The following is a 12,421-nucleotide window of genomic DNA, read 5'->3' as shown; positions in this document are numbered from 1 at the left end:
ACGTATCTTCCTTTATACTTTGGGGATATGTACCCGGCGGTTTCGCCATGAATGAACGACGCAAGGAGTATTCACGTATGGAAAAGCCCACGATTGAGGTACCTGAAGCACCTGCCCCAACGGACCTTGTCATCGAGGATCTCGTAGTCGGCGACGGAGCCGAAGCTGTAGCAGGCGGTTATGTGCAGGTGCACTACCTGGGTGTTGACTATGCAACCGGTGAAGAGTTCGACTCTTCGTGGGACCGCGGCGAGGCCGCGGAGTTCCCGTTGGCTGGCCTCATCGCGGGTTGGCAAGAGGGCATCCCGGGGATGAAGGTTGGCGGTCGCCGCAAGCTGACGATTCCGCCGGAGAAGGCGTACGGCCCTGCTGGTGGCGGCCACCCGCTCTCCGGCCTGACGCTGGTGTTCATTATCGACCTGCTTGACGCGCGCTAAGGATTCGATATGCGCATTCCAGTGACAACACTCAACGACGGTTATGATTTTCCGCTGCTAGGTCTGGGCACTTACAAGCTGCAAGGTGAAGACTGTGTCAACATCGTGCGGCGAGCTATCGAGTTGGGCTACCGCCACATCGACACTGCCTCCTTTTACGGCAACGAGGAGCAGGTTGGGCGCGCGGTCGCCGACGCGATTGCGGCCGGTGATGTGACTCGCGAAGAGCTATTCATCACCTCGAAGCTATGGAACGATGACCAGACTCGTGCAGCGGAAGCCTACGAGGAGTCGCTGCAGCGGATGGGGCTCGAGTTTATCGATCTCTTCCTCGTGCACTGGCCGTGGCCGCAGCACGGGACCTTCGTGCAAGCGTACGAATCTTTGGTGCAGCTGCAGGGCATGGGCCGGTTGCAGTCGGTAGGCGTGGCGAACTTCTATGAAGAGGTGCTCGATGAGATCATCGCGCACACCGGCGTCGCGCCAGTGCTCAACCAGGTGGAGCTGCACGCAGGGTTTACTCAGCAGGAGCTGCGCGCCTATCACCAGGAAAAGGGGATTGTCACCGAGGCGTGGGCGCCGCTCGCGCGAGGCGCGAACCTTGACGATCCGGTGTTTACTCGCCTCGCCGAGAAGCACGGCCGGACCCCGGCGCAGATTGCGCTCGCGTACGTGATGAGCCTGGGATGCTCGGTTGTGCCGAAGACGGCGAATCCAGTTCGCCTCGAGGAGAATCTCGGGGCGGTCGAGGTCGAGCTTTCGCAGGAAGATATCGCAGCGCTCGACTCCCTGAGTGGCGAGCGGATGTCGAATGACCCGCGCGAGTTCCCGGGAGACCCTAGCTAGCACAAACGCAAAGACCCCGGTGCGGCGAGCCTTAACGCTCTGTGCACCGGGGTTTTGCCATGTCCTGGTGACGCTACTTTGCGTGACGCTACTTCGGCAGCAGCGCGCGCCAATCAAAGCGTGATGAAAGCTGGGAGCTGCCCAGGTCGCCAAGGGTGAAGCCGGGGCCGCGTCGCCCAGGGGTCCACTGGCCCCAATCGGCGCTGTAAACGTTGTTGATGTCCACCGTGACGCCGTCGATCACTCCGGTCCACTTTGCTTTCTGGTGGATGTTTGCGCGCGGGTGCAGTTTGCCGCCGGAGCCCCAGTCGTGCTGCCAGAAGAACGAGCCGATGCCGTCTTCGATGCACCACTGGATCACGTTGATGTTTCCGTACACACCGGTCTGGTAGCCACCAAGCGCCAGTGCCGCGGAGAACGCCCGGAGGTAGGGGCGGATCTGGTTCAGGTACTGGGAACGCGAGGGGTTGTCGTCGATCGCGATGTAGATCGGGCGGCCGGTTGGGCCGCCGGCGGAGGCGTGGAGGCGCATCGCCTCCGGTGCGTGGCGGGCGGCAGCAGCGGCGCCGCCGAGCCAGTCGGCGGTCTCGGCACGGCCGAACTGGTAGACGGACGCCGTGGCGAGGTCGTTCGCGGCGAAGTCCTGTGTTTCGCCCAGCGTGACGGGCTTGCCCAGCATCCAGTTCGCGCCGGGGCGGCGCTCCGACACGTAGCGGACAGCGCCGAGGTGCCCGGCGGCCTTTACTGCGCGACCGGACGGAACCCCGCCCGCGTAGTCGATCACAGTGCCGAGGACGCGGCCCTGGGCGTGGGCTTGCGCGGTGAAGCCAAGGGTTGCGCTCGCAAGTGCGAGTGCGGTGGTTTGAAGGAAGCGGCGTCGATTAAAAGTAGTCACACCCGTAACTCTAGCAACATTACTGTTGGGGTTGGGGAGCTCGGATTGTCCACGCGGCAATCGCCGTGGTGATCGGCACTGCCAGGACCAACGCGATCGCGCCGATACTCGAGCGCATGATCTCGGTGGCCACCACGTCGGAGGTGAGCACCTGGGTCAGCGGCCGGTCGGCGACCTGGAGCAGCATCGACAGGGGGAGGGCAGCGCCCATGTACGCCAGGACCAGGGTGTAGACCATCGACGCAATGTGGTCGTGGCCGACCTTCATAGCGGAGGCGAACACGGCGCGGGGCCGCGCGTCGGGCGAAGTCTCGTAGAGCTCCTGCACCGTTGAAGCCTGCGCAATGGTGACGTCGGTGAGCACGCCGAGGGCACCGATGATGAATCCGGCGAGCATGATGCCTGGCACTTGCACCTGGGGGAGGTACATGTGGATGAGGAGGTTGTTTTCGTCGGCAAGGCCGCGCAGCTGCGTCGTATCGATGGCGAGGCGCGCGGCGAGCGCCGCGAGCCCCAGCGCGGTCAGGGTGCCAGCCAGGGCTGACGCGGATTTCCAATTCCTGCCGTGCACAACAAAGATGACAGGGAAGAGCACCGCGGCCCCCGTGACCAGCGAAAGTCCGACCGGACTGTAGCCGAGCAGCAGTCCGGGAACCAGGAAGCCGAAGATGACAAGCAACGTATACAGTAGGCCGAAAATCGCGCGCACCCCACGCCATGCCCCAACCACAACGACGACCAGCAGCGTGAGCGCGAGCCACAGCCCAAGCGGTATCGAGCGATCCATGTCAAGGAAGGAGTACGAAGTCTCGGGGTTGCGGTGCACCGAGAGCACCACACGGTCACCGACCGAAAGCTCCGGGGTACCCGGCTGCTGCGCTGTCTCGATCGTGGTGGTGCCTCCGGACTTGAGCTCGACGCGCAGGAAGTCGCACTCAGGGTGGTTCGGCGTTGCGACGCCACCACAGGGAGCGACCGAGTGCTCAATGACGGTGGCCTTGACGGTTTCCGCCGTCGACGTCTGGGTCTGCTCAAACCCGGGCAGGACCTCTGGCTGCTTGCCGCCCGGCCACAGTAGGGCGAGGCCCACTACCGTGGCGATGCCCGCAATCGCGAGGAACGCTACTAGCGCGCCGCGTGCCGTGCGCAGCGGGGATGGCGATGACTGGGTTGCGTGGCGTGCCAACGAAGCTCCCTTGTGAGAACAGTACTGAGACAATCAGACTGATTGTAGAGCTACTGTACAACTAACGTGCGGTACGCAGCCTCGAAGCGGTCGCGGAGCTCCCTGAAGTACTCGGCGTGTGCATCCACGTTGCGGTGCCCTTGGCCGAATGGGGGCGTTGCCCGCTGTGCCTCAGGGGCGATGGCGTCGAGAGCGATGAGCACGGTACCGCGCAGGGTGGCGCGCTTCATCTCCAGGGGGACGACGTCGCAACCAAGCGCATCGGCGAGCACCGACAGCCACGCCGGGTGGTCGGCCGTGACGCGCCCGGAGGCGACCACGCGCTCGGGGAGTGCGCCTGCCTCCTTGAGCTGCTCGTAGACGCGAAGATACGACATCGCGATGCCTTCAAACACGCCCCGCCACAAATTGGCCGGTGTAGTTGCCGCGGTGATGCCCAAGAGCTGCGCTTGCGCGCTCGCGGCCCAGCCGGTGGAGCGCTCGCCGGTAAAGAACGGCAGCACTAGCGGGGCGCGCCCTGGCCCGGAGGAAAGCACCGCGGCGATCTCATCCGGGGCCACCGGCTGGATGGTTTCCTCGAGCCAGGTGACGGCACGCCCGACGTCGTTGAGCGCGCCGCCCAAGATGGCCTTGTCTCGTGCGATGCGGTAGCACCACAGTCCCTCTGGGATGCGAGCTGGCACCTCCGGGAGGATGACGCGCATCGCGCCGGAGGTCGCCGCGGCTACCGCGATAGTGTCGGGGCCGGTCGCGCCGGGGCCGACATTGGACGGCCAGCCGTCGGGGATGCAGTGGAACCACGCAACCCCATTGAGCGCGGGCCACGCGGTGTCATCCGGGTAGTCGGGTTCGTCGGGGAAGCGCAGCGGCTGGATCATGTCGTGCGGGATGTCGATGGCGTCGAGAATCTCGGTGTCGAGCTTCCCCGTGTGCGCATTGGTGACGCCCGACCACGCCGCGGTAGAGACGGCCAGGCCATGGATGCCCGCGAGCTTGTGGTACACGTACTCGCCGATCGCCATGACCGTGGCTGCGCGCGCAAACTCGGGCAGCTGCTCCTTTGCCCAGGCGAGGCGCGCCGGGTGGTAACTCGTGTGGAGGCGCACGCCGGTGCGCTGGTGGTACTCGGCCTCGTCGATTGTGTTGCGGAGCCGTTCGACGTAGTCGCGGGATTGTGAGTCCGCGTAGGTGTACAGCGGGGTCAGGGCGTCGCCGTGGGCGTCGACAAGGAGGAGGCTCGAGGCGAACGAGTCCATGCAGACGGCCTCAATGCGCAGGTCATGCGCTGCGGCGAACGCGACGGTGTCGTCGATAACCTTGCGGACCTCGGCGACGACCTGGTCGGCGTCGATGGTGCTCGCGCCGTCAGCGGTGGTAGTAAACGCGTGCGCAACGCGCTGCTTCGCGCCCTTGACGGGGCGGCCGGTGGCGTCGTAAAGGCCGCCGCGGCTCGCGGTAGAGCCGACGTCGATGCCGAGGACGTACGGCCCGCGGGAGTCCTGTACGGGGACCGACATGGTTGGGATCTTCGAAGCACTCATGCCTCGATGGTACGGCAGAGACTAGGCGCTCTGCTTGATCGCGGAGCCCTCAATTTCAATGGCGACCTTCTCACTCACGAGCATGCCGCCCGAGTTGAGCGGGGCCTGGAAATCGATGCCGAAGGTCTCAACCTCGAACGTGACTGGTTTCGTGGTGCCCTTGATGGTGAGGTCGCCCGTGGCGGTGCCGTTGCCGGCATTATCTACGTTGAATGCCGTGGAGGTAAACGTCATTTCCGGGTGCTTCTCCACATCGAAGAAGTCCTCGCCGCGCACGTGTGCGTCGCGGTCCTCGTTTCGGGTATCGACGCTCGCGGTTCGGACGGTGCCCTGTGCCGTGCTTGCTGCCAGATCGTCGGTGAGCGTGATGGTGGCGTCGTGGTCGGTAAACTCGCCGCGGACCTTCGTCACCATCGCGTGGCGGACGGTGAAGCCGATGGAGGAGTGTGCCGGGTCGAGCTTGTATGTACCGGTGAGCTGAGACATGATTCCTACTTTCGTTGACGTGTCATCAATAATGATTGCAGGTGCGAGTGTAGGTGATTATTGGTGACGTATCAACAATGTAGGGTTGTTGCTGCTCAGCTGTGGTCGGAAGGGACTACCCTGAGCGCCGCCAGGATCTCATTCGTCCGCAAAGGGAGCGCCGCATGCGATACACCAGGTACCTCGATTACGTCTCCCCACCGTGACGACCACGCTGGAACAATGCGGTCAGCATCCGAAACGATAGAGACGATTTCGGTACCGGAAGGGGCCACTGGCTCCTCCCGGAAATGCTCTAATTCGACGAACGCGTCGCCAGCCACTACCCGAACGAGCCGGGGCGGAAACAGACGCGCAATGCCGTGCGTGCCACGCCACGAGGCTCCGAGGCCCACGATCGTGCCGCAGCGCGCGGCGATTTCGCTCAACTGAACCGCCCTCAGCCCGATCAGCGCGCCATACGAGTGCCCCACAACATCGACCTGCTGCGCAGCCAGGCTGTCGAGGAACGCCGCAATCTCTTTGGACGAGGCGTCGATACCTGCCGTTGCCCGATGGCCGTAGCCAGGCGCAATCAACCCAATCCCATGTTTTTCCAGTGCGTGTGCAAGGCGGCGGAAGACAAAAGGGGAGGAGCCAGTGCCATGGAGGGCCACAACGATGCGGCCTGTTGTCTGGGAGTTCGCTGTTGAAGGCGATGGAAGTATCCGTGGCACGTAGGAAAGCAACGCCATAGCGTCTTAAACTACTCGCCGTGGATGCAATCCGTTCGTTATCCGTGGTCAGCACAGGCGCGACCTGGGCGATCTACCTCTCTTTAGCTGCTTCCGTGGTTGTCGCGTTGTGGTACGGCCGTCAGCACCGGCGCATTGCACTCGCAATCGCGGCAGCGCTGCTCGCAGCGGCGTACCTGTTGCTCACGGTGTGGCCGAAGCCGTTCCCGGATGCAATTCCGTGGCACATCTACGCCAGCTGTGCAGCTGCCGTGTTCGTGGTGGCGACCATCTTCTTGGCGCCGCGGTGGCGGTGGCGCCTCGCCCCGCTCGCAGTGATTCCTTTGATGCTGGCGTACCTTGCGGTCAACCTTGTTTATGAGCAGTACCCGACCCTCGGGTCCTTCCGCCCGGTCCCGGTCACCGTGTCCATGAATTTGGATCAGTTCCGCGAAACGACGACCGCCCCGACCCTCGACGGCAGGGAAGTGGGCGCCCTAGTGACCCTGCCTGCCCCACCGCTGCGCGATGCAATTGTGTACGTTCCGCCCGCCTACTGGCATGGCGAGCACCTACCGGTCCTCGTGCTGCTCGCGGGAAGCCCCGGCAGCCCAATCCGGTGGTTTGACGAAGGCGGGGCGCAACAGACGCTCGACGACTACCAAGTTGCACACGACGGCGTAGCCCCCATTGTCGTCAGCGCGGACGGCACAGGAACAACCACGGGGAATCCCGGGTGCGTGGACGGCCCGGATCTGCAAATCCAAACCTACCTGGCCCAGCAAATTCCACAGCTGGTCAAGGACAATTTCCGTGTGAAGGAAGACCAACGCACGTGGGCAATCGGTGGGTTAAGCTACGGCGGCACGTGCGCACTCCAAGTGATTACCAACGATCCCACGGCCTACGGGACGTTCCTCGACTATTCGGGTGAGGCGGAACCGAACCTAGGCGGGCACCAACGGACCGTCGACGTGCTGTTCGGCGGCGACGAGGCCGCGTTCCAATCCGTGAACCCGGAAACGCTCCTTCAGGAGGCAATCGGGACTGTGACCTACAAGGGAATCGCTGGCAGGTTTGCCGCCGGCAAGCGTGACCAAGAGGCTATGGCAGCGCTTCCGCACCAAAACGAGCTCGCGAAGAAAGCCGGAATGAGCACCACATTTCGCTCGCTGCCAGGTGGGCACAGCTTCGAAGTGTGGCGAGTGGCGTTGCGCCAAGACATTGACTTCGTTGCTCAACGCGGAGGAATTCAATGAAACACTTGATCAGCACCTGTTTGAGGAAAGTTCCAGTCACGCTCGGCCTCTTGAGTATTGCGTGGGCCACGTATTTAGCCTGCGTATTGTCGGGTGCGGCCCCGCGGGAGGCTTTCGGATTGCGCCTTCCCGTTGATCCCGACCTTTGGCACTGGGCCACCGCAGGGCTGACCGCAGGTAACCTCGTCGGGCTCATCCTGGCCACTGTCGCAGCGCTGCTATTCGCAGTTCCAGCCGAGGTGCGACTTGGCTCTGCTCGCTTCGCGGTTGCGGCGACGGCTTCCGAGTTCGTAGCGCTTCCTTTCGGCTTCATTATCGGTAGTGCCATCGAGCGAGCAGGCTTTAACCTGTGGGGCCCAGACCTTGCCAACGAGACCTTTGTGTCTCCGGTCGCGTGGATCTTCGGGCCCGCCGCATTCGCCACTGCCTTCATGGGCGTGCTGTGGCGACGCCGCCTCCGCCTCGTGATGCTTGCGATGATGACGACCCTTGTACTCTACGACGGCTCACTCTCAGGCGTCGTTGCACTTGTCGCCATTGTCGCAGGGACCGTCGCTGGCGTCCTTGTCACGGACACAGGTACGCCACGCAGAATGTCGCTGCGGGAAGCACGGGTCCTGGTGGCTGCCCTGTTTCTCAGTGTTGCAATCGGACCAGTTATCACGGCGATCAACCCCGCTGCACAGGGGCCTTTCGCAGGAGTGAGCAAGCTGATGTGGGAGCCGACAGTCGCAGGGCATTTAGTAGCCCAGCGGTGCGCTGACGCTACATCCGTCGCCTGCGCGGAAGCGATGGCGGTAAACAGTCAGCATGGCCTCGGTCCCTTGCTGATGAATGCCTTGCCTATCGTTTTGTCAGCCATCCTTGCGCTGGGGCTCGTGCATGGCAGGAAACTGGCATGGTGGGCAGCCGTCCTCGTCAGCGTTGGATCCATTGCGGTGATCTGCTGGCAAACAATCGGTGGGGGAGCAGACGGCTCTACCGCTGTGAACACAATACTGGTAGTTCTCCCGTGGCTGGTCACCATTGCAGTCCTCATTGCCACTCGCCGCCGGTTCACGGTTCCGTCCAACTGGTACCGTGGCGCGGCGATCATAGGAGGGACGTGGTTAGCAACCGCAGCACTGTGGACCTGCGGAGCCTGGGTTGTGCGAGACGGCTTCCTCGGAGGAGCGTCGATAAGCGCGCTGCTTGCTGAGCTGCCGAACAGGTACCTCCCACCCGTGGTAGCTGTGCTGGCTCCAACGCATGCGTTCCCCATCAGCTCCGTGGCGTGGATCTTCTACGAATGGGTGGGAATCATATTCTGGATTACCGCGCTGATTGCACTGTTTGAGGTGCTGTCCGCGCCGCCGTCCGAAGCGCACGCGCAGGACCGCCAGCGAGCCCGGGAGATTCTGGTCCATGGGTCCGGTGACCACCTCGCGTGGATGGGGCTGTGGGAAAGAAACCGCTACTTTTTCTGCGGGACGGACTCCGGCGACGGAGAAGGCGTCGTCGCGTACCGCGTCTCCTACAACGTCGCTGTCACGGTCGGAAGTCCCGTGCACCGCGGCACGATGACAGAAGAAGCCGTTGCCAGTGCGTTTGAAGAGTTCGCCGCACGTCAAGGCTGGAGAGTCGCGTGGTACTCAGTGCCCGGCACCTTTGCTCGCCCCGACTTCCGACGCATCCACGTCGCCGAAGAATCCATGTTGCTGACGGACAACATCGAGTTCAAAGGCAAGAAATTCCAGAACATCCGAACCGCGCGCAACCGTGCGGCGAAAGAAGGCGTGCGCGCCGTGTGGACGAGCTGGGCCGAAAGCCCAGTGGAAATGCGTGAGCGCATCGTCGCGCTCTCAGAACAATGGGTCGCAGATAAAGCACTTCCAGAAATGGGCTTCACCTTGGGGGGGCTCGACGAGCTCCGCGACCCGGACACCAAACTCCTCCTCGCAGTGGGCGACGACGGCAGCCTGCACGCAGTGACGAGCTGGCTGCCCGTCTACGAAGGCGGCGCCCTCGTCGGCTACACCCTTGACTTCATGCGCCGCGACGCGAACGGGTTCCGGCCGGCCATCGAATTCCTCCTTGCGGAAAGCGCCCGGATCGCCGCCGAGCAAGGACTTGGATGGGTCTCCCTCTCCGGAGCGCCGCTGGCTCGAACGGATGCGCCGGAATCACTCGTAGAAATCATCCTGGATAAGGCCGGTGCGACGATCGAGCCACTCTACGGCTTCCGCTCACTCGCTGCCTCGAAGCACAAATTCCACCCGACGCACCAAGGCTGGTACCTGCTGTACGAAGACGAAATGTCACTCGCCAATATCTCGCTAGCAGTCATTCACTGTTACCTGCCGGACATGAAGAAGTCGGACATGATGACCGTGGTCAAGGAGTTCCTGGGCCGGCCAAATCTTGCGCAAAGAGGGTAGATAAGTTAGTGCATTCGCGTTCTTTGCAGAAATGCGAAACCCCCGCAGCCTATTTGCGCAGGCCGCGGGGGTGTTTTGCGCCCCAGAGAGGATTCGAACCTCCGACACCGGCTTTAGGAGAGCCGTGCTCTATCCCCTGAGCTACTGGGGCAACTCGACTAACAGTACCGCAGGACAGAAGTGATGCCAAAGTCGCGGGCGCCCGCGACGGCATCGCTATTTGCCCGGGTGTTAGGCCTCTTCGCCGGTCAGTTCGCGCAGCTTCGCGCGGACGGCGGACGCTGCTGGGTTCGTCGCGTGCGTGCCGTCAGAGTAGAGGACGGTGGGCACGATGCGGTTGCCGTCGTTGACTGACTCGACCCATGCGGCGGCGTCCTCGGCGCCTTCGGCTTCGACGTCAACGACGTCGTAGGGGGTTTCGGTGCGGTCGAGGCGCTCGCGAAGCTTCTTGCAGAACGGGCACCAATCGGTTGCGAAGATGGTGGCGTGGGAAGAGGTTTCGGGAGTGGTCATGATTTGGGGCCTAACCTTTCGAGGCGTTGGTACTTGAAACGAGTGCCGTTGGCGGAGGTCTGCCACGGGCCATCAGAAACAATAGCGAAGTCATCGGTGACGCGTGGCGCGCGGACGGCTGACGCTCCGAGCTTGTCGGCGACGCGGACATCGACGATCGTACGTTCAATGACGTCTACTTCGTCGATGGTTGCTTCGTAGACCTGGCCACCGCCCATGATCCAGGCGGTTGTTTTCAGGTCCGGGATGTCGCGGGACACGAAGGCGCCGTCGGACCACTCGCCGGGCTCACGCGAGGACAACACATGGTTTGTCCTGCCCGGCAACGGCTTGATGGGGAGGTGGTCCCAGGTCTTGCGACCCATGATGATCGGGTGGCCTAGCGTGATCTCCTTCAAGCGACGCAGGTCCTCGGGCAGGTGCCAGGGCATGCCCACGCCGTCGCCGATGATGCCATCGACGCTTTCGGCCCAGATCGCGCCCAGCATTAGACGGACACCTGCGCTTTGATCGTTGGGTGCGGGTCGTAGCCGACAACCTCGATGTCGGCGAAGTCGTAGTCAAACAGCGACTCCGCCTTTCGCAGCTTGAGCTGCGGGTAGGGGCGAGGCTCCCGAGAGAGTTGCTCGCGCACCTGGTCGAAATGGTTGTTGTAAATGTGGCAGTCCCCGCCGGTCCAGATGAGTTCGCCGACCTCAAGGCCCGCTTGTTGCGCAAACATATGCGCGAGCAGCGCGTAGGAGGCGATGTTGAAGGGAACCCCAAGGAACATGTCGGCGGAGCGCTGGTAGACATGCAGGCTCAGCTTGTCGTCGGCCACATACAGCTGAAACAGCAGGTGGCACGGCAGCAGCGCCATCTGCTCGAGCTCGGAGACGTTCCACGCTGACACCAGGTTGCGGCGCGAATCAGGGTCGTCCTTCAGCAGCTCGAGCGCCCGTGAAATCTGGTCCACGTGCTTTCCGTCAGGGGTGGGCCAAGAGCGCCATTGCACGCCGTAGACCGGGCCGAGCTCGCCGTTCTCATCGGCCCACTCGTTCCAGATGCGCACGCCGTGCTCTTGCAACCAGGTCACGTTGGAGTCGCCGCGGAGGAACCACAGCAGCTCGCCCACGACGCCCTTGAAGTACACCTTCTTGGTGGTCAGCAGGGGGAATGATTCGGACAGGTCGTAGCGCAGCTGGCGACCGAAGACGCTTCGCGTGCCGGTGCCGGTGCGGTCGCCCTTATCGGTGCCGTTTTCCAGAACGTCGCGCAGGAGGTCTTCGTACGGAGTCACCAGGCTCACTTCGCGACGACCCCTTCGAAGGAGCCGTGCTCGTCGTAGTACTTCGCGCAGGCTTCCAGGATGTCGTCGGCAAGTTCCGGACGGCAGATGAGCAGATCCGGGATGTAGGTGTCCTTGTTGTTGTACTTCAGCGGCGAGCCGTCGAGGCGCGAGCAGTGCAGGCCCGCAGCCATAGACACACCGACCGGTGCTGCCTGGTCCCACTCGTACTGGCCGCCGGCGTGTACGTAGGCGTCGAAGTCACCGAGCAGGACGTGCATTGCCTTCGCGCCTGCGGAGCCGACCGGGCTGGTCTCGAAGCCGAGGGCGTCAGCAACGAACGGGGCGATCGCCGGCGGGCGGTTGCGCGACATAGCGATCTTCTTTGCGAACGGCCCCGAGACGTGGCGCACGTCGGAAGACTTGAAGACGACGCCAAGGTCCGGCAGGCCTACCGCAGCGTGGGTTGGTACCCCGTCTTCGACGAGCGCGATGTGCACGGCCCAGTCCTGGCGGCCGGTTGCGAACTCCTTGGTGCCGTCGAGTGGGTCAACGATCCAGACGCGGTTGTTGCTAAGACGGGAGTGGTCGTCGGCTGCCTCTTCGGACAGAAATGCATCGCCCGGGCGGTGCTGCTCAAGCACGCGCGCGATCCAGTTCTGTGCCAGGTCGTCGCCGGCTTCTCCAAGTTCACGTCCGCGGAGAAGGCCAACACCGCGAATACCCTTGAGGATCTCGCCGGTGCCTTGCGCGATTAAGTTTGTCAGCCGAGAGTCTGAATACTGAGCAGTCATGGCTTCGACTTTAGCGCGAAACCAGCCAAAGGAACCATTTCTTTTCGCCTGCCTGCACTATCTGTAT

Annotated in this window: 13 protein-coding genes and 1 tRNA gene; 4 read left to right on the top strand and 10 right to left on the bottom strand. The window is 63.1% G+C overall.

Annotated elements, in window-relative coordinates; genetic code table 11:
- Nucleotides 1-77: 77 nt before the first annotated feature.
- Both JMN37_RS04550 and JMN37_RS04545 read left to right on the top strand, forming a co-directional pair.
- Nucleotides 78-437: an FKBP-type peptidyl-prolyl cis-trans isomerase gene (locus JMN37_RS04550; protein WP_070362854.1), complete on the top strand. Its 360-nt coding sequence runs from the start codon at nt 78-80 to the stop codon at nt 435-437.
- A gap of 9 nt (nt 438-446) precedes the next feature.
- Nucleotides 447-1,283, top strand: coding sequence for an aldo/keto reductase (locus JMN37_RS04545; protein WP_252931139.1), 837 nt, complete (start codon nt 447-449; stop codon nt 1,281-1,283).
- A gap of 88 nt (nt 1,284-1,371) precedes the next feature.
- Here JMN37_RS04545 and JMN37_RS04540 read toward each other — a convergent pair whose 3' ends face one another.
- The 5 genes from JMN37_RS04540 to JMN37_RS04520 form a co-directional block, all read right to left on the bottom strand.
- Nucleotides 1,372-2,178 carry a DUF1906 domain-containing protein gene (locus JMN37_RS04540; RefSeq protein WP_071567054.1) on the bottom strand — a complete coding sequence of 269 codons (807 nt, stop codon included), beginning with the start codon at nt 2,176-2,178 and terminating at the stop codon, nt 1,372-1,374.
- A gap of 19 nt (nt 2,179-2,197) precedes the next feature.
- Nucleotides 2,198-3,364 (bottom strand): YibE/F family protein, encoded by a 1,167-nt coding sequence (locus tag JMN37_RS04535; protein ID WP_070479223.1) that lies wholly within the window; start codon nt 3,362-3,364, stop codon nt 2,198-2,200.
- Nucleotides 3,365-3,414: 50 nt separating this feature from the next.
- On the bottom strand, nt 3,415-4,905 hold the full coding sequence (locus JMN37_RS04530; RefSeq protein ID WP_071573773.1) for a gluconokinase: 1,491 nt from the start codon (nt 4,903-4,905) through the stop codon (nt 3,415-3,417).
- A gap of 21 nt (nt 4,906-4,926) precedes the next feature.
- On the bottom strand, nt 4,927-5,391 hold the full coding sequence (locus JMN37_RS04525) for a YceI family protein (protein WP_071573774.1): 465 nt from the start codon (nt 5,389-5,391) through the stop codon (nt 4,927-4,929).
- 95 nt (nt 5,392-5,486) lie between these two features.
- A complete protein-coding gene (locus JMN37_RS04520; RefSeq protein ID WP_252931137.1) occupies nt 5,487-6,125 on the bottom strand; it encodes an esterase/lipase family protein in 639 nt (212 codons plus the stop codon).
- A gap of 20 nt (nt 6,126-6,145) precedes the next feature.
- Between JMN37_RS04520 and JMN37_RS04515 the strand changes: the two genes are divergently transcribed.
- Both JMN37_RS04515 and JMN37_RS04510 read left to right on the top strand, forming a co-directional pair.
- On the top strand, nt 6,146-7,363 hold the full coding sequence (locus JMN37_RS04515; RefSeq protein WP_070362847.1) for an alpha/beta hydrolase: 1,218 nt from the start codon (nt 6,146-6,148) through the stop codon (nt 7,361-7,363).
- Entirely contained in the window at nt 7,360-9,780 is a 2,421-nt protein-coding gene (locus JMN37_RS04510) for a bifunctional lysylphosphatidylglycerol flippase/synthetase MprF (protein WP_252931135.1), read from the top strand. Before JMN37_RS04515 ends, JMN37_RS04510 begins: the two co-directional genes overlap by 4 nt.
- A gap of 78 nt (nt 9,781-9,858) precedes the next feature.
- On the opposite strand, the gene JMN37_RS04505 is transcribed toward JMN37_RS04510, so the two are convergent.
- The 5 genes from JMN37_RS04505 to JMN37_RS04485 all read right to left on the bottom strand — a co-directional run bounded on the left by JMN37_RS04505 (nt 9,859) and on the right by JMN37_RS04485 (nt 12,354).
- A tRNA-Arg gene (locus JMN37_RS04505) sits at nt 9,859-9,931 on the bottom strand.
- Between the two features lie 80 nt (nt 9,932-10,011).
- Entirely contained in the window at nt 10,012-10,293 is a 282-nt protein-coding gene (locus JMN37_RS04500) for a mycoredoxin (protein WP_252931134.1), read from the bottom strand.
- Nucleotides 10,290-10,781, bottom strand: a complete 492-nt coding sequence (locus JMN37_RS04495; RefSeq protein ID WP_252931128.1) for a dihydrofolate reductase — start codon at nt 10,779-10,781, stop codon at nt 10,290-10,292. The genes JMN37_RS04500 and JMN37_RS04495 overlap by 4 nt, the downstream gene beginning before the upstream one ends.
- The gene (locus tag JMN37_RS04490; protein WP_252931127.1) at nt 10,781-11,581 is read right to left on the bottom strand and encodes a thymidylate synthase; all 801 of its coding nucleotides are present in this window, start codon (nt 11,579-11,581) and stop codon (nt 10,781-10,783) included. The genes JMN37_RS04495 and JMN37_RS04490 overlap by 1 nt, the downstream gene beginning before the upstream one ends.
- On the bottom strand, nt 11,578-12,354 hold the full coding sequence (locus JMN37_RS04485) for a 3'(2'),5'-bisphosphate nucleotidase CysQ (RefSeq protein WP_070362842.1): 777 nt from the start codon (nt 12,352-12,354) through the stop codon (nt 11,578-11,580). Before JMN37_RS04485 ends, JMN37_RS04490 begins: the two co-directional genes overlap by 4 nt.
- Nucleotides 12,355-12,421 lie beyond the last annotated feature (67 nt).

This window comes from Corynebacterium lipophilum (genome assembly GCF_024102595.1).
Lineage (GTDB): Bacteria > Actinomycetota > Actinomycetes > Mycobacteriales > Mycobacteriaceae > Corynebacterium > Corynebacterium pseudogenitalium.
This window is presented reverse-complemented; position numbering and strand designations above follow the sequence as displayed.

What these genes read in the sequence shown, in the direction of transcription:
- JMN37_RS04520 (WP_252931137.1), bottom strand. Translation starts at nt 6,125, where the DNA reads ATGGCGTTGCTTTCCTACGTGCCACGGATACTTCCATCGCCTTCAACA.
- JMN37_RS04525 (WP_071573774.1), bottom strand. Translation starts at nt 5,391, where the DNA reads ATGTCTCAGCTCACCGGTACATACAAGCTCGACCCGGCACACTCCTCC.
- JMN37_RS04485 (WP_070362842.1), bottom strand. Translation starts at nt 12,354, where the DNA reads ATGACTGCTCAGTATTCAGACTCTCGGCTGACAAACTTAATCGCGCAA.
- JMN37_RS04530 (WP_071573773.1), bottom strand. Translation starts at nt 4,905, where the DNA reads ATGAGTGCTTCGAAGATCCCAACCATGTCGGTCCCCGTACAGGACTCC.
- JMN37_RS04495 (WP_252931128.1), bottom strand. Translation starts at nt 10,781, where the DNA reads ATGCTGGGCGCGATCTGGGCCGAAAGCGTCGATGGCATCATCGGCGAC.
- JMN37_RS04510 (WP_252931135.1), top strand. Translation starts at nt 7,360, where the DNA reads ATGAAACACTTGATCAGCACCTGTTTGAGGAAAGTTCCAGTCACGCTC.
- JMN37_RS04545 (WP_252931139.1), top strand. Translation starts at nt 447, where the DNA reads ATGCGCATTCCAGTGACAACACTCAACGACGGTTATGATTTTCCGCTG.
- JMN37_RS04500 (WP_252931134.1), bottom strand. Translation starts at nt 10,293, where the DNA reads ATGACCACTCCCGAAACCTCTTCCCACGCCACCATCTTCGCAACCGAT.
- JMN37_RS04550 (WP_070362854.1), top strand. Translation starts at nt 78, where the DNA reads ATGGAAAAGCCCACGATTGAGGTACCTGAAGCACCTGCCCCAACGGAC.